At 34.4% G+C, this 17,880-nt stretch carries 18 protein-coding genes and 1 pseudogene; 7 read left to right on the plus strand and 12 right to left on the minus strand.

Annotation, left to right across the window (positions count from 1 at the left end):
- Nucleotides 1-35 precede the first annotated feature (35 nt).
- Nucleotides 36-410: a hypothetical protein gene (locus tag AOY20_RS01845; protein ID WP_054580298.1), complete on the plus strand. Its 375-nt coding sequence runs from the start codon at nt 36-38 to the stop codon at nt 408-410.
- Between the two features lie 12 nt (nt 411-422).
- On the plus strand, nt 423-794 hold the full coding sequence (locus tag AOY20_RS01850) for a hypothetical protein (RefSeq protein ID WP_054580299.1): 372 nt from the start codon (nt 423-425) through the stop codon (nt 792-794).
- On the opposite strand, the gene AOY20_RS01855 is transcribed toward AOY20_RS01850, so the two are convergent.
- Nucleotides 791-1,330 carry a hypothetical protein gene (locus AOY20_RS01855; protein ID WP_054580300.1) on the minus strand — a complete coding sequence of 180 codons (540 nt, stop codon included), beginning with the start codon at nt 1,328-1,330 and terminating at the stop codon, nt 791-793. The genes AOY20_RS01850 and AOY20_RS01855 overlap by 4 nt on opposite strands.
- A 559-nt stretch (nt 1,331-1,889) precedes the next feature.
- Between AOY20_RS01855 and AOY20_RS01860 the strand changes: the two genes are divergently transcribed.
- Together AOY20_RS01860 and AOY20_RS01865 are read left to right on the plus strand one after the other, a co-directional pair.
- Nucleotides 1,890-2,126 (plus strand): DUF2061 domain-containing protein, encoded by a 237-nt coding sequence (locus AOY20_RS01860; RefSeq protein ID WP_054580301.1) that lies wholly within the window; start codon nt 1,890-1,892, stop codon nt 2,124-2,126.
- A 170-nt stretch (nt 2,127-2,296) separates the two neighbouring features.
- Nucleotides 2,297-3,160, plus strand: coding sequence for a LysR family transcriptional regulator (locus AOY20_RS01865; RefSeq protein ID WP_054580302.1), 864 nt, complete (start codon nt 2,297-2,299; stop codon nt 3,158-3,160).
- Nucleotides 3,161-3,233: 73 nt separating this feature from the next.
- Here the strand turns inward: AOY20_RS01865 and AOY20_RS01870 are convergent, their stop codons facing one another.
- The 3 genes from AOY20_RS01870 to AOY20_RS01880 all read right to left on the minus strand — a co-directional run bounded on the left by AOY20_RS01870 (nt 3,234) and on the right by AOY20_RS01880 (nt 4,795).
- On the minus strand, nt 3,234-3,476 hold the full coding sequence (locus AOY20_RS01870) for a DUF2789 domain-containing protein (protein ID WP_054580303.1): 243 nt from the start codon (nt 3,474-3,476) through the stop codon (nt 3,234-3,236).
- Nucleotides 3,477-3,594: 118 nt separating this feature from the next.
- Nucleotides 3,595-4,065: a DUF2628 domain-containing protein gene (locus tag AOY20_RS01875; protein ID WP_054580304.1), complete on the minus strand. Its 471-nt coding sequence runs from the start codon at nt 4,063-4,065 to the stop codon at nt 3,595-3,597.
- 73 nt (nt 4,066-4,138) lie between these two features.
- The gene (locus tag AOY20_RS01880) at nt 4,139-4,795 is read right to left on the minus strand and encodes an HAD family hydrolase (protein WP_054580305.1); all 657 of its coding nucleotides are present in this window, start codon (nt 4,793-4,795) and stop codon (nt 4,139-4,141) included.
- A 184-nt stretch (nt 4,796-4,979) separates the two neighbouring features.
- On the opposite strand from AOY20_RS01880, the gene AOY20_RS01885 reads away from it, so the two are divergent.
- A complete protein-coding gene (locus AOY20_RS01885) occupies nt 4,980-5,456 on the plus strand; it encodes an RNA pyrophosphohydrolase (RefSeq protein WP_054580306.1) in 477 nt (158 codons plus the stop codon).
- Between the two features lie 84 nt (nt 5,457-5,540).
- Complete coding sequence (ptsP, locus tag AOY20_RS01890; protein ID WP_054580307.1) at nt 5,541-7,838, plus strand: phosphoenolpyruvate--protein phosphotransferase; 2,298 nt, start codon at nt 5,541-5,543, stop codon at nt 7,836-7,838.
- Here the strand turns inward: ptsP and AOY20_RS01895 are convergent.
- The 3 genes from AOY20_RS01895 to AOY20_RS01905 form a co-directional block, all read right to left on the minus strand.
- Nucleotides 7,835-8,032 carry a DUF7230 family protein gene (locus tag AOY20_RS01895; protein ID WP_054580308.1) on the minus strand — a complete coding sequence of 66 codons (198 nt, stop codon included), beginning with the start codon at nt 8,030-8,032 and terminating at the stop codon, nt 7,835-7,837. The genes ptsP and AOY20_RS01895 overlap by 4 nt on opposite strands.
- Nucleotides 8,033-8,117: 85 nt before the next feature.
- Nucleotides 8,118-8,588 carry a GlcG/HbpS family heme-binding protein gene (locus AOY20_RS01900; RefSeq protein WP_054580309.1) on the minus strand — a complete coding sequence of 157 codons (471 nt, stop codon included), beginning with the start codon at nt 8,586-8,588 and terminating at the stop codon, nt 8,118-8,120.
- A gap of 158 nt (nt 8,589-8,746) precedes the next feature.
- Nucleotides 8,747-10,048 (minus strand): lipase family protein, encoded by a 1,302-nt coding sequence (locus tag AOY20_RS01905; protein ID WP_054580310.1) that lies wholly within the window; start codon nt 10,046-10,048, stop codon nt 8,747-8,749.
- A gap of 1,335 nt (nt 10,049-11,383) precedes the next feature.
- On the opposite strand from AOY20_RS01905, the gene AOY20_RS14715 reads away from it, so the two are divergent.
- Nucleotides 11,384-11,818, plus strand: a complete 435-nt coding sequence (locus tag AOY20_RS14715) for a potassium channel family protein (RefSeq protein WP_158319986.1) — start codon at nt 11,384-11,386, stop codon at nt 11,816-11,818.
- Between the two features lie 64 nt (nt 11,819-11,882).
- Here AOY20_RS14715 and katG read toward each other — a convergent pair whose 3' ends face one another.
- The 5 genes and pseudogenes from katG to AOY20_RS01930 all read right to left on the minus strand — a co-directional run bounded on the left by katG (nt 11,883) and on the right by AOY20_RS01930 (nt 17,826).
- The gene (gene katG / locus AOY20_RS01915; protein ID WP_054580311.1) at nt 11,883-14,075 is read right to left on the minus strand and encodes a catalase/peroxidase HPI; all 2,193 of its coding nucleotides are present in this window, start codon (nt 14,073-14,075) and stop codon (nt 11,883-11,885) included.
- Between the two features lie 377 nt (nt 14,076-14,452).
- Nucleotides 14,453-14,578 (minus strand): annotated as a pseudogene (locus tag AOY20_RS15110) (MBL fold metallo-hydrolase); the annotation flags it as partial.
- Nucleotides 14,579-14,613: 35 nt separating this feature from the next.
- The gene (locus AOY20_RS01920; RefSeq protein WP_054580312.1) at nt 14,614-15,516 is read right to left on the minus strand and encodes a DMT family transporter; all 903 of its coding nucleotides are present in this window, start codon (nt 15,514-15,516) and stop codon (nt 14,614-14,616) included.
- A gap of 110 nt (nt 15,517-15,626) precedes the next feature.
- On the minus strand, nt 15,627-16,856 hold the full coding sequence (gene hcaD, locus AOY20_RS01925) for a 3-phenylpropionate/cinnamic acid dioxygenase ferredoxin--NAD(+) reductase subunit (RefSeq protein ID WP_054580313.1): 1,230 nt from the start codon (nt 16,854-16,856) through the stop codon (nt 15,627-15,629).
- Between the two features lie 4 nt (nt 16,857-16,860).
- Entirely contained in the window at nt 16,861-17,826 is a 966-nt protein-coding gene (locus AOY20_RS01930; protein ID WP_054580314.1) for a 3-carboxyethylcatechol 2,3-dioxygenase, read from the minus strand.
- Between the last annotated feature and the right edge of the window lie 54 nt (nt 17,827-17,880).

Here is a 17,880-nt window from a genome sequence, read left to right on the forward strand (position 1 = left end):
AGTTCCTTTCTATCTTTCATTTATTTATAGAAAAAATGCTTGAGTTTTGGTTTGATTCCCAAATTTCACCGTTAAAGAAATTAATGCTTTTAATCGCTATTTTAGCTGTGACAGTGTTGTTATATTTCAAACAACCACTTGAGCTAGATGCTATTTTAATGTTTTTAGCAACAGGTCTTATCTTTTTAATTTGTAGATATTGCAAATTAAATTATGCAATAAAAAAACCAACAGGACTTTTTTACCGAATTTTAACATGGATTCCAATTGCATTATTATTGGCGCTTATTTTTATGCAAATGAAAAATGGCGATATACTTCTTGCAGGTGCTCAAGGAATTGGTTTTATGGCTTTAGCAACTTGTCTATTCTCACCATTATCTTTATTCAATAAAAATAAACCTCAATAAAGTAAATTATTTATGTTAGATTTTTGGTATTCACCACGCTGTACACGACAAATTAAATTAATCTCATGTATCAGTGTTTGCTGTATTCTTTTTTTAAGTTCAAAAGAAATTAAATTAGGTACAGCACATGCATTAATTGCCCTTATTGTCGGCATGATTTATCATTTTAAATATCATATTGAAAAAAAACTTAAAGAAAACAATAGTTATAACAAAGGCTTAAAAATTATATTTTTTATCTTACCTTTAGTTGTTCTTCTTTTATTGCTCATGAGCTTACCAAATTTTGGACGCTTATATTTAAGCATCCAAACATTAGGATTTACTTTAATTGGTTTCTTTCTTGTCTCTATTTATTCACATAGAATGAAGAAAACCAATTAATTTTTAAGTGATGCTAGACGATAATATTCATATTTAACAGTGACATCTTTATATACATTATGACTTCTTTGCTTAAAGTCTGATACCCACTGTGTGCCAGAAAAACCAGCAATATGACCATAGATATGTCTATCTGTACGTTGAATGATATAAATATCGCCCTGTTTTGGATGAGAAAATTCAGGTGAAATTTTCTTATATCCTATTTTCGTTAAGGTATTTCCCCAATCAGCTGCAGCGACAGGATGATTTTCAATTTTTGCACCAGCAGACTGCAATGCAATACGGATACTTCGAGCACACATTTGAGAGCTTACATATGTATTTATACCATTTAAATACTGAGTAAACTTTTTAATATCGATGGCACTACGACTCGAAAACGGAGCAGATTTCTCTAAAGATTCTGTCGTTTTTGCCTTTTTAAGCTTGGACTTTTGACTCGGATTATTGGCATTTTTATCATTTCGAATTGTTAAATGAATTGCAGGCGCACTTACATTTTGATAATCCGTATAATTAACATCACCAACCATTTGAAACAATAACCTTTTCAATTCATCATTAAGTACATAAACATAGGTATATACTTTTCGGTCAGAGATATTACACCCTCAAATTATTTTTTTGATGAAGATCGCCTAAAAATTTTATCTATTTGCCTAAAATTCAGCTTAGCTAAATTACAAATTTATAAAAAACATTAGATTATAATTAGTTAGATAAAAACCAACTTAAAAATTAAACGTAACTATATATTAATAATTTCAAAACAATGATTTATCTAATCTTAATTAACTCTAATCACAGATAAGGATTCTATTTTGAACAGCATGCACTAAAAGTAATTTTCTACATATTTTATGGACTTTTTAAAACAAAATATAAGACTTTTTGAGTCTCAAAATAATAAAGATCCCTCAATATCAAGGATTATATTTCCTTAAGCAAGATTCGGATTAATTATTCAAATGTCATGTCTATAAAATACGATCAATTTTACCGATTAAAAATAAGCAAAAAAACTTTTTTACTTTGTTAATGATAATCATTATTATTTAAACATACAGAAGCAAATACATTTGGAGTATTCATATGGCTCATGTTCAAAACTTTGTTACCAATAACCAAAGAATGTTAAAGAAAACTTTGAGTTATTATCTTATGCATATTACTGTTGCAATGCTCGTTGCATATATTGTGACAGGTAGCTTACTTATTGCAGCAACTCTCAGTTTACTAGAACCGACAGTTCAAGCAGTTGCTTTTTTTATTCATGAACGTATTTGGGAACGTAAAACTGAAAATATAGTAGAAGATACTCAGGCATAAAAACCTTCGCTGTATGAGTACTCTAAAAGCCACCTTCTAGGTGGCTTTTCACTTTATTGCATATAAAAACAGCTAAAACTTAAACTTTATGGATAAATATATTTAAAACTTAGCAATTCTTATAATTATATTTTATAATTTAATTAAATTTTCATAACCTGAATTTTATTATGAATCTTGCAGCATTTGAGGCCTTTGTAAAGGTCATGGAAACAGGCTCTATTTCTTTAGCAGCTGAACAGCTATTTATTACCCAACCTGCTGTAACTAAACGTATTCATAGTTTAGAAGATTACTTTGGTGTCAAACTTTTTGAATCTGCTGGACGTGGTGTTCAAGCAACTCATGCCGCTCACTCTCTTCTCCCAAAGGTGAAAAGTTGGTTAAATGAACTTGGCGATATTCACCACACCTTAAGTCACGAACAAGATCAGGTACAAGGTAAACTAAAAATTGGTACAAGCCATCATATTGGGTTACATCATCTTCCTCAACATCTTAAATATTATGTGCAACATTTTCCGAATGTTAAACTTGATGTACATTTTGTTGATTCCGAACAAGCTCATGAGCAAGTATTAGCTGGCGACTTAGAACTTGCATTTTTAACACTCCCTCCTCAAGGAGATGAGCGTCTAAATTATGTGACTATTTGGAATGATCCATTGGTTTTTGTAGCAGCGCCATTTCATCCTTTAGCACAAAAGAAAAATTTAGCTTTAGAAGATCTTATTGAATATCCAAGCTTATTGCCCGCAATTCAAACCTATACTAGCCAAATTACACTCGCAGAATTTGAAAAGAAAGGATTAAAACCTAAAATTACCATGAGTAATAATCCGCTTGAATCTATTCGGATGCTTGCAGAAATTGGTTTAGGATGGTCTGTATTACCAAAAACCTTACTCAATCAAGATTTAGCTCAACTAGATATTCCTTTTGAAATGAATCGTAAATTAGGCATGGTTTGGCATCCTGGACGTACGCAATCTCGTGCAGTTCAAGAACTTATTAATATGATGAAAGTTTATTAATGAGCTTATTTCTGTAATATAAAAAAAGCCATCAATTGATGGCTTTTTATTTTACACTTATTTTTTAACTATACTATTTACTTACAGAATCTTCATGTAATGATTCGTTTAACTGATCTACTACTATTGCCCATTCACCATCAGATTTAATTTTTTCAGCTAAAAATTGTCGTTGCGCTTCTGTCCAATAATCTGCTTCAGTTATTTTTTGATCTGCTGTAAGTTGATGTGTCACAATAAATAATGCAATTGCTTCTTCTGATGAATCCAATCCTAATTGTTCAAAAAGATGTGTCATACGTGGACGTACTGTCATTACTCTTCTCCAGTATTACTTTTTATAAATTTAATAATTTTTATACCCTAACATATAAAAAATTCAAATAAAAAATCGTACGATTTACTTTATTTTATAAATAAATAGAAATTTTTATTTAATAAAAATTTGTACCAAAGCGTACATAAGGTAAAGTCACCATGAGAGTAATAATGATACAAATAATTAACCATAAAATAGGAACACTCCAATTGGTCCCACCGAGTTCAAGAAATACTTTTTCATTGTAAATAGGACTTTTTACATATTTTTTTATCTTTAGCTTAGCAAAATTTAAATAAATACTTTTTCCAAAGACACCTAAAATAATACTAGGAATCCAACTCACACCCCATATTAAATATTTAATCTCTAAATTAATTATTCCTGCAAGTATGGTAATAAAAAAAGTAAAAGCTAAAATAATAAAAAAATTAAAATACATTTTTCTATACAGTAACCATAAGCCACCAAATAGCAATCCTGGCCAATGAAATTCTATTTTCCGATTACTAGAATTTAAATAATAATTGGCACGCGGACCAATAAACCTTGCCAACAAACTCTTCATATCTTCTTGATTATTCATATTTTTAACTTTTTAGTGAGTCATCAGCATCTGTATAAGATGCTGATAGATTTTTAATTAAATAAAAAACTGCTTATGATTTAATTGACCAATCTTGTATTTCCCAACCTTGCTGTTTAGCCAAAGCTTCAAGACGATCATCAGGATTTATAGCGAATGCATGATCTGCATATTCTAATAAGAAACGATCATTAATCGAATCTGAATAAGCCCAAGATTCAATGACATTTCGACCTTCTAACCACTGATCTAAGCGTGCCAGCTTTCCTTTCTGATAACACGGGATATTTGTTACTTTTCCTGTATATTTTCCATCTTTTATTTCAGCATTCGTTGCAATAATTTCAGTAATACCAAATTCACGGAAAATCGGTGCTGTAATAAAATCGGATGTTGCTGTAATACCAACCAATTGATGCCCAGCATCCTTATGCTTTTGAATTGCTTTAAAGCCTTCAGGTCGCATCTGTGCACGAATTACTTTTTCCATAAACAACTGATGTAATTCATTTAAATATTCATTATCGTGCTGAGTTAAAAATTCAAACACAAATTCATTATATGCAATTGGATCTAATTGCCCTGCTTTATAATCTTCATAAAATTTATCATTCATAGCGCGATGATGAACTGGATCAACCAAACCCTCATTCACTAAAAACTCCCCCCAAGAATGATCTGAATCTGTGTTTAATAAGGTATGATCGAGATCAAATAGCGCCAATTTCATAAAAATACTCGTAAAAGCTACAATTTAAGAAAAAAAATGTAAATCTATCTCCGCTAGTCGATAGAAATTAGTTAAGATCATAGCAATTTTAACATTCTTAAACTTTGCTTTTTTTCGCGTAGGATAAAGAAATAAAAATCCCCGAGGGCAAAGAATTAAACGAAAGATAATTTTAGGTAGCCAAATGATCGATTCTGAAGGTTTCCGACCCAATGTCGGGATCATTTTGGCAAACGAATTTGGACAAGTTTTATGGGCAAAACGCATTGGTCACAATGCATGGCAATTTCCACAAGGAGGTATCCAACATGGAGAAACCCCTGAACAGGCACTTTATCGTGAGCTGAGAGAAGAAGTTGGCTTACTGCCCGAACATGTCGAAATTATAGCGCAAACAAAAGGTTGGCTGCGTTATCGTTTGCCTCATCGGTATATACGTACAGATTCAGACCCAGTATGTATAGGCCAAAAACAAAAGTGGTTTTTACTTAAGTTAACAGCTTCTGTTAAACATATTCAGTTAGATTTAGCAGATCCACCTGAATTTGATCAATGGCAATGGGTAAGTTATTGGTATCCATTAGGGCAAGTTGTAAACTTTAAAAGAGATGTGTATCGCAAAGCGATGGTAGAGCTGTGTCATCAACTACCAGAAAAATAATATGCAAATTTCTTATTTAAATGCAGATTTTCTATGAAACTGTTGCTATAAATAAGGTTAAGGATAAATTAAGGAGCAGACTTCATGTCAAATATGCAACTGGACACATTGAGACGTATTGTTCAAGAGATCAATGCGTCAACCAGTTTGCATGAATCTTTGGATATCATGGTCAATCAGGTCGCTGAAGCCATGCATGTTGATGTCTGTTCTATTTATCTACTTGATGAACGAAATCAACGTTATTTGCTGATGGCTTCGAAAGGTTTAAATCCTGAAGCTGTAGGACATGTTTCCATTCATACCAGTGAGGGTTTGGTTGGACTTGTGGGTCAACGTGAAGAGATTGTCAATTTAGATAATGCACCAAAACACGAACGCTTTATGTATTTCCCGGAAACTGGAGAAGAAATTTATAACTCTTTTCTAGGTGTACCAGTGATGTACCGTCGTAAAGTAATGGGCGTTTTAGTTGTTCAAAATACCGAATCTCAAGATTTTAGTGAAGCTGCTGAATCCTTCTTAGTTACTTTATGCGCACAGCTTTCTGGCGTTATTGCCCATGCTCATGCTGTCAGTAATATAGATGTATTTCGTAAAGCAAGTAATTTACCTACCTATAAAACCTTCCAAGGTCTTTCGGGTTCTGGCGGTATTGCCCTTGGACGTGCTGTTGTACTCTATCCTCCCGCAGATTTAGCTTCTGTTCCTGAACGCGAAGCCGATGACATTAGCGAAGAGCTAGAACTTCTTGACCGTGCATTAGAAGCTGTACGTGCTGAAATTAAATCGCTAGATGACAAAATGCAAGATGCCTTAATGGCAGAAGAACGTGCATTATTTAGTGTCTTTTTACGTATGCTTGATGAAAACTCCTTACCTGCTGAAATTAAGGAAGAAATTCGAGAAGGTAATTGGGCTCAAGGTGCTGTCCGTAATGTCATTGATAAACATATTGCGCTTTTTGCACAAATGGAAGATGACTATTTACGTGAACGTGTTTCAGACTTAAAAGATTTAGGTCGTCGTATTCTTGCATTCTTACAAGAGGCAGATTCTAGTCATCGTGAACTTACTGATGAAAGTATTTTAATTGGTGATGAAATTTCTACTGCTGCTTTAGTTGAACTTCCTGTCGATAAAATCGCAGCGATTGTAACAACTGAAGGCGCCATGAATTCACACATGGTTATTGTCGCTCGTGCTTTAGGAATTCCAACCGTGGTTGGTGTCACAGAGCTCCCTATTAGCACGCTTGATGACGTTGAAATGATTGTTGATGCACACCAAGGGCGGGTCTTTATTAACCCTCCTCGTCGTTTACGTGCACGATATAAAGAAATTCAAAAAGAAGAAGAGCAAATCGCTAAAGATTTGAAGCAATATGAAACTAAAGATGCCATTACTCCAGATGGTGTTGCAGTACGCTTATATGTAAATACAGGTCTCATGATTGATGTTGTTCGTGGCGTACAACGTGGTGCAAAAGGCGTTGGTCTATATCGCTCTGAAATTCCATTTATGCTACGAGACCGCTTCCCTGGTGAGGAGGAACAACGCTCTATCTATCGTCAACAGCTCAGCCATTTTGCCAATAAACCTGTAGTTATGCGAACTCTCGATATTGGTGCAGATAAAGACTTACCTTACTTTTCAATTGAAGAAGAAAACTCTGCATTAGGCTGGCGTGGTATTCGTTTTACTTTAGATCATCCTGAAATTTTTTCTTCACAAATTCGTGCTATGTTAAAAGCCAGCATTGGACTGAATAATTTACATATTTTATTGCCAATGATTACAAGCGTCAGTGAAGTTGAAGAAGCATTATATTTACTTGATCGTGATTGGCATGCTGTTCAAGAAGAAGAACAAGTTAAAATTACCAAACCTAAAATTGGCATAATGGTTGAAGTACCAAGTGTACTTCTACAAATTGCAGATTTTGCAGAATTTGTTGATTTCTTCTCTGTTGGGTCTAATGACTTAACACAATATTTACTTGCTGTTGATCGTAATAATCCACGTGTAGCAAACGTTTATTCAAACTTCCATCCTGCTGTTTTACGTGCATTAACTCGCTTGGTTCAGGAATGTCATAAGTACGATAAACCAATCAGCCTTTGTGGTGAAATGGCAGGAGATCCTCTCTCAGCTGTATTACTTATGGCGATGGGCTTTAATACACTTTCGATGAGTTCTAGCAATATTTTACGTGTAAGAAAAGCGATTTGTCATGTTCCAATGACCGATGCGAAGGAATTATTAGAACGTGCTTTAAAAATGAATAATCCATTAATTGTAAAAAGTATGATGGAATATTATTTCAAGACACATGGTCTTGGTGATATGGTCAAAGCAAGTACACGTATTGTGAGTGCTTAATAAGCAAAAATAGAAAAGCAATACAAACTAAAAGGGAGATAATCATCTGAATATCTCCCTTTTTTGTGCTTGCTATAACCACGCTTTGCATCTTTTTTTCTGTCTACAAAGACTTGGCTTTTGTTAACTTCATGCATATGTTTTGCCACGAAATTATGTACGATAATCTCAGGTAGCTTTTTCTTTTTCGCCATATCAATTTCCTATTTAAATCATCTTCCCACACTGTTGTGGGAAAATGATATTACGCCTTTTTGAATGTTTTTCAAACTATTTTAGCTACTTCAGTGTAGTTTCAATACCTTGTTGTGCACATTGATCATCCTGTACAGAACCGCCGGCACCAGCAACACCTACCGCACCAATAAGCTGATTTTTATAGAATACAGGAACACCACCACCTAATAACAAAAGCTCAGGTAAGCTCGTTAAATTTTGAGAATCTGCATTATTTTGAGCATTTCTCATAAATTTTAGAGTCGATATTTTGGTTGAATAGGCAGTAAATGCTTTACGCTCTGCTGCGATTAAATTATGAGGTCCAACTGTTTCATGTCTTTGACTTGTTAAAATATTTCCACCTTGATCTAAGACAACAACAGCAGCTGGTTTAGCACTTTGCGTACATGCATGCATCACATTATTCACAAGTTGATCTGCTAATTTTAAATCTAGGGTATATGCCATATTGGGTGCAGCATGAAGTAATGAACTACTGCAAAGCAATGATAAGCAAATGAACTTTTTCATAAATATATTCTTCTCTTTAGATCTATATTCAAAATTAAATGCTTTTTATATCACTCTATTCATCAGTGAAATTTAATCTAATACTATAATAATACTAAATAAATTTCATACATTAAAATGTGTTATAAAAAAGGTACTATTTCTAGTACCTTAACTTTTTATTGTGTATATGGCATATGCTTTTTAATAAATTCAACTAATTCAGCACGTTTCCAATCTATTGCTTCAGTATGCCCTGCACCAGGAACAGAAATCATAGTAATATCCTGATTATTAACACTAATCTGTTTCAACCCTTCTACCATCATTTGGGTAACAGCATGTGGAACGTTAGTATCAGCCTCACCTTGAATTACTAAAATGGGTTTATCAATTGGTTTTTTACCTGGCTGACTCACCTCATTCAAGAAATATTGAAGTGTTGGGTTATTTTGCAACTCATTTAAAGAAATACCAGGAAAATCCATCACTTTCCGACTAGAATCTTCTTGCATAAATTTCACAATTTCTGATCTATATGCATTAACCATATCCGATAAACATAGACCATCTTCGCCATTTGTACCTTCAGCTAATTTTGCAATTTCCTGTGAACGCCCTTCAAACATTGGAATATAGTTAAAATTCGGTTCATATGCCTTAATACCTACTGCAGCAAAAGCAGCATAAGATAATAAAGTTGCATAAGCCCCTACTGATGTTCTATTTTCTAATGGAATATTATAAGCAATTTCTTGTTGTTCAATATTCGCTAAAGCAGTAGGTGCAACCGTACCAATAATAAAATCTAAATTCGAAGCAGGAGCTCCAGCAACAGCACCTTTATAATTAAGATCATTATTCGCATATTCAGCAGTACCTAAAGAAGCTTGCCCACCTTGAGATTGTCCAACAGACATCCAATCTCCATGAACTTTCACACCATATCTTTCTTTAAATGCTTTAACCGCATAAATTGCAGAGTTTGCTTCACTTTCTATATTTAGATAAGGATGAATACCTGGTGTACCTAAACCTTCATAATCGATCCCAATAACAACATAGCCTGCTGCCAATAACTCTTCAGACATTGGTTTAACACGGTTATTAAATGGTGCCTTGCTTTGTGCACACGAATCACCTACACCTAATGTCCCATGCTCCCAAACAACAACTTTCCAGCCACCAACAGGAGCCTCACCTTTTGGATACATAATCAATGCTGTAGCTTCTGCATTTTGTCCACTGACATTTGGCATTCTATATTTCATAATTGAAATACGATCTGCATTTTCTAACATATCAATAGATTCATTTTGACTATTGATATAACCGCTTTCAGATACGTAATTTGTATATTGAATTGGTTTTTCAACATTTCCAGAACTATTGCTTGAATCGTTACTATCATTACATGCTGTCAATAGCAAAGTTGAAGAAACAAAAATTGCAAGTAATGATTTTTTATATAAATTTGCCATTTTATATCCTTATAAAGTTCTATTAATTTAATATTCACTTGATACAAATAGCTAATTTTCAAAAAGCAAATTTATACAACCATCCATTATCAAGTAAATTTTTATTAAATTATAATGCCGTATCCATTTAGGCATTTATCAAAATATGCCATTTAAAATTGTAGAAAATATAATTTTTAAATATTTTTTGAGTAATTACTCTATTTAATCTCAAAAAATCATCAATAGAAATAAAAATCGAACAAGCACAAAAATAATTACTTAGTTTTAATTGTAAAAGTAAAACAAGAATATATCGGCATTATTTTTAATTTTCCAAGAAAAATAAAAAGCTTAAAAACAAAATTAGACAATGACAAAATGTGACTAAATAAGTTTATTAATAAAAATATTTGATAAGAATCACACTTATTTTGTATCCACAAACAAAAAACATCCGATAAAATTTTCTTTGAGAACGTATCTATTACAATTGAATGATTGCCATTGAATTCATCCTAAATTTGATAATTCCTATTTGCAGAAGCAACTTCATCTTCCCACCAATTCTTTTTCTCATCATTTTGAGTTGAATATATAAGCTCTGAGTAGTTCTACATTGAAAAAAAATGTAAGAATTCTGCTTTTAATCCTAATATTCTCATTATGTAAATAAGAAAAAACCCCAATATCCTATCAGGGTTTTTTATATTGGGTAATTAAGCTTGACTCCTGTCGTGCTTCACCATCCTAGTGCTTAAACGCATAATTGTTGTTTTATGTTTTGGAACATCCTGTTCCTTTATATCGATATCATAGATACTGAAAACAAAAATCACTAGCGAATAATCCCCTCTTTACTTGTCAGCTATTGCTTACAAATTTATCTATAATTACAGCAAATCAATTCGCTACTCTAATATAAAAATGATGTATTCCTAGAAATAATAATGCTTTATCATAAAAATTCACATTTTAAAAAGATTCTTTTTCATACAATAATCTTATATTTTTCTTTTAAGCTTATGATTATCATATTAAAACAATATGACACTTCGTATACTATAAATGAAATATTTTTTAGACGCTGTTATTTTGAAAAATTTTAAGTCATATATCCTAGACAGAAAGAAGCCTTTAACTAAGATATTGAATTTTTTAATCATTATCGCTTCTCTTATTTTAGTCTTCATTATTTCTCTTGAAGCTTTTCGACATGATTCATTTTTAGCTCATTCAATTTACTTTGATATTCAATTCTGGATTTGTATTTATTTCACTTTAAATTTCTTTATTTTTCTATTCCTATCCGATCATAAATTCAAATTTCTTGCAAAATATTCAATTATCTTTTTTTTGTGTATTCCCTATCTCACAATTTTAGATTACACCTCTATTCAACTCACTCAACAACAAATTTATTTAATTGGTTTTATTCCACTGATTCGAGGTGGTGTTGCATTAATTGTACTTCTACATTTAATGATGGAGCGTAATTCAACAGCCCTATTCATTTCTTATTTGCTCATTTTATCTGCCATTATTTATTCCCTTAGCCTCATATTCTTTATTTTTGAAAGAGAAGTAAACTATCAAGTACAAACTTTTGGTGATGCACTTTGGTGGGCTGGAATGACTGTTACAACCGTTGGTTCAAATATTGTCCCGCTCACTAATGTGGGGAAAATTGTCACCACGGTATTAGCAGCTACAGGTATGACAACATTTCCTATCTTTACTGTTTACTTCACTACAATTGTGAATCGACTTAGTAAAACTGATAAAAAATAATAGATATCTACAAAAATCAAAAACCGCCTCTAAAGGCGGTTTTGTTCATTTATTTAGATTCATATTACTTTACGTCAAAGCGGTCTGCATTCATCACTTTAGTCCACGCTGCAATAAAGTCTTTAACAAATTTTTCTTTGTTATCATCTTGAGCATAAACTTCTGCATATGCACGAAGAATTGAGTTTGAACCAAAGACTAAATCTACACGTGTTGCCGTCCACTTCGTTTCACCTGTTGTACGATCAACAATGTTGTATGAATTCTTACCTGTAGGTTTCCAGTTATACTTCATATCCGTTAAGTTAACGAAGAAATCATTACTCAACACACCTACTCGATCTGTAAATACACCATGTTTGACACCACCGAAGTTCGTACCAAGTACACGCATACCACCAATTAATACAGTCATTTCAGGTGCAGTTAAACCAAGTAACTGAGCACGGTCTAATAGCATTTCTTCAGGCTGAACAACATAATCTGCTTTTACCCAGTTACGGAAACCATCATGCTTAGGTTCAAGATCTTCAAATGAGTACACATCTGTCTGTTCTTGTGTCGCATCACCGCGTCCAGCAATAAATGGAACCTTAACTTCAACTCCAGCTGCTTTCGCTGCTTTTTCAACTGCTGCTGTACCACCAAGTACAATTAAATCTGCAATGCTAACTTTCTTCGCAAGCCCCGCTTGAATTTCTTCAAGTTTTGCAAGTACTTTTGCTAAACGAGCAGGTTCGTTTCCTTCCCAATCTTTTTGAGGAGCAAGGCGAATACGTGCACCATTTGCACCACCACGGAAATCTGAACCGCGATATGTACGAGCACTATCCCATGCTGTTGAAATAAGCTCTTCTGAAGTAAGTCCACTATTTAAAAGCTTAGCTTTTAATTCATCAATTTCAGCTTCAGATAATGTGTAATCTACAGTTGGAATTGGATCTTGCCAGATTAGATCTTCCGCAGGCACATCTGGACCTAAATAACGTGATTTTGGCCCCATGTCACGGTGTGTCAATTTAAACCATGCACGAGCAAATACTTCTGAGAAATATGCTGGATCTTTGTAAAAACGTTCAGAAATTTTGCGATATTCAGGATCAATTTTCAGTGCCATATCGGCATCTGTCATCATTGGTTTACGGCGAACATTTGGATTATGTGCATCAACTGGCATATCTTCTTCTTTGATATTTACAGGTTCCCATTGCTGTGCACCTGCAGGGCTCTTTGTAAGTTCCCAATCATAAGTAAACAATAAGTAGAAGAATTCGTTATCCCATTTTGTAGGATGTGTTGTCCAAGCACCCTCTAAGCCACTAACCATGGTATTTGCACCATTCCCCGTACCTTCAGGGTTGTGCCAACCAAGACCTTGAAACTCGACATCTGCACCTTCAACATCTGCACCGAGCACTTCTGCTTTACCATTACCATGTGCTTTACCAACAGTATGACCACCAGCGGTTAATGCAACTGTTTCTTCATCATTCATACCCATGCGGTCAAATGTAACACGCATATCTTGTGCCGTACGAAGTGGATCTGGCTTACCATCTACCCCTTCAGGGTTAACATAAATTAATCCCATTTGCACTGCTGCAAGTGGATTTTCTAACGATTTACGATCTTCATCATTTGCATAACGGTTTTCTGTTGGAGCTAGCCATTGGCGTTCTTCCCCCCAATAAATATCTTTTTCAGGTGCCCAAATATCTAAACGACCACCGGCGAAGCCATAAGTTTTTAAGCCCGCTTCTTCATAAGCTACTGTACCTGCAAGGACAATCAAATCACCCCAAGATAATTTATTTCCATATTTTTTCTTAATTGGCCAAAGTAAACGACGACCTTTATCAGTATTTACGTTATCAGGCCAACTATTTAATGGTGCAAAGCGTTGGTTACCGGTGTTTGCACCACCACGACCATCTTGCTTACGATAAGAACCAGCTAAATGCCATGCAGTACGTACAAACATACCAATGTAGCTACCCCAATCAGATGGCCACCAATCTTGGCTACTATTAATTAATTCACGAATATCTTGTTTAACTTCTTCTAGATTTAAAGAGTTAAATGCTTTTGCATAATCAAAATTTGGATCCATTGGATCTGTTTTTTTATCGTGTTGAGATAAAATATCTAAATTGAGAGCATTTGGCCACCAGTCTGTATTAGAACTGGCAGCATTCGTCACAGCACCATCTTTATGAAATGGGCATTTTCCTGAAGTCGCTTGTGTATTCTGAGACATTTGACTCTCCAAAATTATCTTATTGTGATGTTTAAAACCATAAATCTATAAAAAAACTTCTCTTATTAAGAATATAGGGGCATTTTCCAAAAAACAAAGTGGAAAGTATAAATAATCACCATCTATTTTCCCTATTTAATTAAATAAAAATTTAATCTTTTCTAACATTACTTTATTTAAATTATGTAAAAACAAAACATAATTGTATGATTTAAAACAATAATTAAACCTACTGTTTTCGAATAAATTAATAAAAATTTAAACAAATATACTGTATATGTATTAAAAACAAGTAATGAAAAAATACATTAAACTTCACTTTATATTTCAAGTACTTAAAAAACAAAGTCATTCATTACAAAATGTAACTATTCCAATTAAACAACAATCTTTTTCCCTTCTCTAATACAATAAAATGGATTAATCATTTTTGGAGAGCGACGAATAATTTCATGTAATTCGATTTTTGGTTGTTCACGACTTTCATCAGTTAATTGAAAAGAGGAACCTTCTTGCCCATCCTTCTATCTTAATGACATTAAGCAAAATACTGTGCTTTCCATTCTTTCCAGAAATATAAAATAATTCCAAACATGACAACTAAAATACCTAAAAATGCATGTGAGCTAATATGTTCATGATTTAAGGTCGTACCGAGAACTAAGGCAATAATAGGCGTCATCACATTACTTAATGACACTGTAGATGCACTCAAACGCTTAATAAGCCAAAAATAACAAAGCATTGCCACAATAGAAGACATGATCATGGTAAATACAAAACCAATCATTGCTTGTGTACTTGGTAAAGCTGTCGGGAAATGTTGCCAAATAAATGGAATAATAAGTAGTGAAGCGAGTGCAGATATAATTAAAGAACCCGTTGCTTGTGACATTGGTTTTAAAGGTGCTTTAATTTGTTTCACCCAAAATATCGAACTAATATAAGACACCATACTCAGTAACATCAGTACAATCCCCCAAGGATTGACCTTGCTCTCAGCCGAATCTGCAAATACAAAAGTTAATCCTCCAACAGCAATTGCCATTCCTAACCACTGCAGTCCAATCAGCCTGTTTGTTTTTAAAATCACATGTCCAATTAAACCTGCAATTAGCGGTGAAAAGCCAAATATTAATGCCATTAAACCTGAGGTTAAATAATTTGCAGCAAGATAAATAAAAAGCTGTGCACCAATTAAATTTAAACTCCCAGCCACATAACTTTTCATTGAAACTCGATCAAAAGGTAAAGCTCCACGCATTGCTATAAGTAAAAGCAAAGCAATCAGTGAGGCACCAAAATAACGAATAATCAACACCCACATTGGATGAACTTCAGCAACACTCCAAACAATTGCAAGTGGTGTCGTTGCCCAAATTAAAACAAGTAAAGCATAAATACTGGCTGTAATAATCAATGGTGATGTATTTGAATTCATAGACAACTCTACAGAAACTCTAATGAAAGATAAGACAAAAAATGCATCAAGAACTACGCATAAAAAAGCAGCCCTCGGTGACCCTAGGACTGCTCTTTTCAATATAAAGATTACTTCACAAGTTTACGAAGATCTTGGCTTAAATCTAAATATTTATCTGCTTCAAAAGCTGCATTTTTGCTAATCAATTTTTTCAAATGACGCATTTCTTTAGCCGCATTTACCGTAATACCGCCAACAATAATGCCATCAGTCACACCAAATAGAACGAATGATGATTCTTGACGAAGTTCAGGATTAATTTCACCACGAACAATCCACTCACTTGCTGCCATATCGCCAACAAATTGGTAGTTGATATTCAACTGATCTGTCCAGAACCATGCAGGATTTACAGCTGGATGTTCAACATTCATCACATGACGAGCAAAAACTCCTGCTTGAAGATTCGCATTTTCCCATGTTTCTACACGGCGATGATTACCACATTCACGTAATTGAGTTGCGACATCACCTGCCGCATAAATATCAGGATGAGATGTTTGGCAATTTTCATTCACTTTAATCGCGAAATCAACGTCTAAACCTGCATCAATAGCAAGCTGAGCATTTGGTACGATACCAATACCATAAACAACAGCATCAGCACGAAGTTCTTCACCATCACCTAAGGTCACGACAATTTCTTCGCCATCCAATTTGCAATCTGCAATTGAAGTTGAAAGACGTACATCTACACCTGCAAGTTGTTGCTGAGCAAGTAAGAATTCACTTAATACGCGTGGCGATGAGCGACCCATCACCATTGGTCCCATTTCAATCACGGTCACATCACATTCTTTAAAACGTGCAGATGATGCAAGCTCAAGACCAATCACCCCACCACCAATTAAGATAATACGACGACCAGCTTGAAGAACAGGAACTAATGCTTGTGAGTCTTCTAAATTACGCAAGGTATAAACATGTTTACCCAAAGCATCAAAATTTGGTAAACGACGTGCTGCACCACCTGTAGCAAGCAAAAGCTTGTCATAAGCAATAGTTGAACCATCACTTAACGTTACTTGATGAGCATCTGCATCAATTTTTTTCACAGCAAAACCGCGAATTGTTTGTACACCTAATTCTGCCAATTTTTCTTCTGACAAAATTTCGATTTTGGTTTCTGAAGGCTTTAAAATCACATCTTTAGATAATGGTGGACGTTCATAAGGTAAATGAACTTCATCACCAATTAAAATAATTTTACCTTCGTACTTATTTGCACGAAGTTCTAAAATTGCACTTGCACCTGCTTGACCTGCGCCTACAATTACAACGGTTTCAATGTTACTCATGAAATTAACCTTTTAACTCAGCAGATACGATACCAAAGCCCGCAATCCATTCACTAATATCTTCATAACAGTGAGTCGTCATGTCGTACTCACCTAATTCGCTTAATGCTGCAAATGCTGCCATCCAAGAACGAACCTCTTGACCACCACGACCACCGTCACGACGAATTTCAGCTTCAGTCATTGCTTCTAAAGCAGCAAAATCTGCATTTTTGAATTTTTCAAGTAATGCAATATCCCACTCAGGGCTTAAAGGCACAGCAACAGATGTATCACCTGCAGCTAACTTTTGACCTACAGCAATAATTTTTGCTTGGCGTGCATTACGTGCTTCTTCAGTCGGGTTACGACCAGCAATTAAGAATTCTTCAACTTCTGGTGGCACAGAACCCATTTGTGGTGTTGGTGGATCATGAGATAAACCACCTGTACCTAAAACAAGTACACGCTCATTTTCAAGATTTAAAGACTTAATGAATTGACCAACGGCACGCCCTAAAGCAATTGTACGCTTTGTAGTTGGCATAGGAGCTGCTGCGCCATTAATAAAGATAGGAATTGTTGGATAACGATCAAGTTGACCACCACAAAGGAAATGCAATGGTTGAGTCACCCCATGATCTGCCTGCATACGATACGAGTATGCAACATCTACACCTTCATCAAGTACACAACGTACTAATGACAAAGCTGTCTCTTCTGGCACATCAATTTTATTATCAATTTTGCCATAATCCCAATCGCCTGCTGCTGTTGCGCGAATCCCCACACAAAAGCTTGGCATAAGATCGTAAAAGAAACCGTTAAAATGATCAGGACCAAACGTAATAATTAAGGTCGGATCATACGCTTTAACTTCAGCAGCAAGTTTGTCAAATGCTTCACGAACAGCAAGTTCTTTACGCTTTTCTTGCGGTGATGCAAATTCCATTAATGGGCTGTGCGATGCACAAATAAGTTTAACGGCCATGTGTGACTCCTAAACGGAAGGCAGCCAAAAGGCTGCCGAGTAAGTCCATTACAT

The sequence above is a fragment of the Acinetobacter equi genome (assembly GCF_001307195.1).
Lineage (GTDB): Bacteria > Pseudomonadota > Gammaproteobacteria > Pseudomonadales > Moraxellaceae > Acinetobacter > Acinetobacter equi.

Excerpts from the sequence above, each read along its gene's own strand:
- AOY20_RS01895 (WP_054580308.1), bottom strand. The coding sequence starts at position 8,032 with ATGGCGAAAAAGAAAAAGCTACCTGAGATTATCGTACATAATTTCGTG.
- ptsP (WP_054580307.1), top strand. The coding sequence starts at position 5,541 with ATGTCAAATATGCAACTGGACACATTGAGACGTATTGTTCAAGAGATC.
- AOY20_RS01875 (WP_054580304.1), bottom strand. The coding sequence starts at position 4,065 with ATGAATAATCAAGAAGATATGAAGAGTTTGTTGGCAAGGTTTATTGGT.
- AOY20_RS01905 (WP_054580310.1), bottom strand. The coding sequence starts at position 10,048 with ATGGCAAATTTATATAAAAAATCATTACTTGCAATTTTTGTTTCTTCA.
- AOY20_RS01865 (WP_054580302.1), top strand. The coding sequence starts at position 2,297 with ATGAATCTTGCAGCATTTGAGGCCTTTGTAAAGGTCATGGAAACAGGC.
- AOY20_RS01870 (WP_054580303.1), bottom strand. The coding sequence starts at position 3,476 with ATGACAGTACGTCCACGTATGACACATCTTTTTGAACAATTAGGATTG.
- AOY20_RS01855 (WP_054580300.1), bottom strand. The coding sequence starts at position 1,330 with ATGGTTGGTGATGTTAATTATACGGATTATCAAAATGTAAGTGCGCCT.
- AOY20_RS01850 (WP_054580299.1), top strand. The coding sequence starts at position 423 with ATGTTAGATTTTTGGTATTCACCACGCTGTACACGACAAATTAAATTA.
- AOY20_RS01885 (WP_054580306.1), top strand. The coding sequence starts at position 4,980 with ATGATCGATTCTGAAGGTTTCCGACCCAATGTCGGGATCATTTTGGCA.
- AOY20_RS01930 (WP_054580314.1), bottom strand. The coding sequence starts at position 17,826 with ATGGCCGTTAAACTTATTTGTGCATCGCACAGCCCATTAATGGAATTT.
- AOY20_RS01900 (WP_054580309.1), bottom strand. The coding sequence starts at position 8,588 with ATGAAAAAGTTCATTTGCTTATCATTGCTTTGCAGTAGTTCATTACTT.
- AOY20_RS01920 (WP_054580312.1), bottom strand. The coding sequence starts at position 15,516 with ATGAATTCAAATACATCACCATTGATTATTACAGCCAGTATTTATGCT.
- hcaD (WP_054580313.1), bottom strand. The coding sequence starts at position 16,856 with ATGAGTAACATTGAAACCGTTGTAATTGTAGGCGCAGGTCAAGCAGGT.
- katG (WP_054580311.1), bottom strand. The coding sequence starts at position 14,075 with ATGTCTCAGAATACACAAGCGACTTCAGGAAAATGCCCATTTCATAAA.
- AOY20_RS01845 (WP_054580298.1), top strand. The coding sequence starts at position 36 with ATGCTTGAGTTTTGGTTTGATTCCCAAATTTCACCGTTAAAGAAATTA.
- AOY20_RS01880 (WP_054580305.1), bottom strand. The coding sequence starts at position 4,795 with ATGAAATTGGCGCTATTTGATCTCGATCATACCTTATTAAACACAGAT.
- AOY20_RS01860 (WP_054580301.1), top strand. The coding sequence starts at position 1,890 with ATGGCTCATGTTCAAAACTTTGTTACCAATAACCAAAGAATGTTAAAG.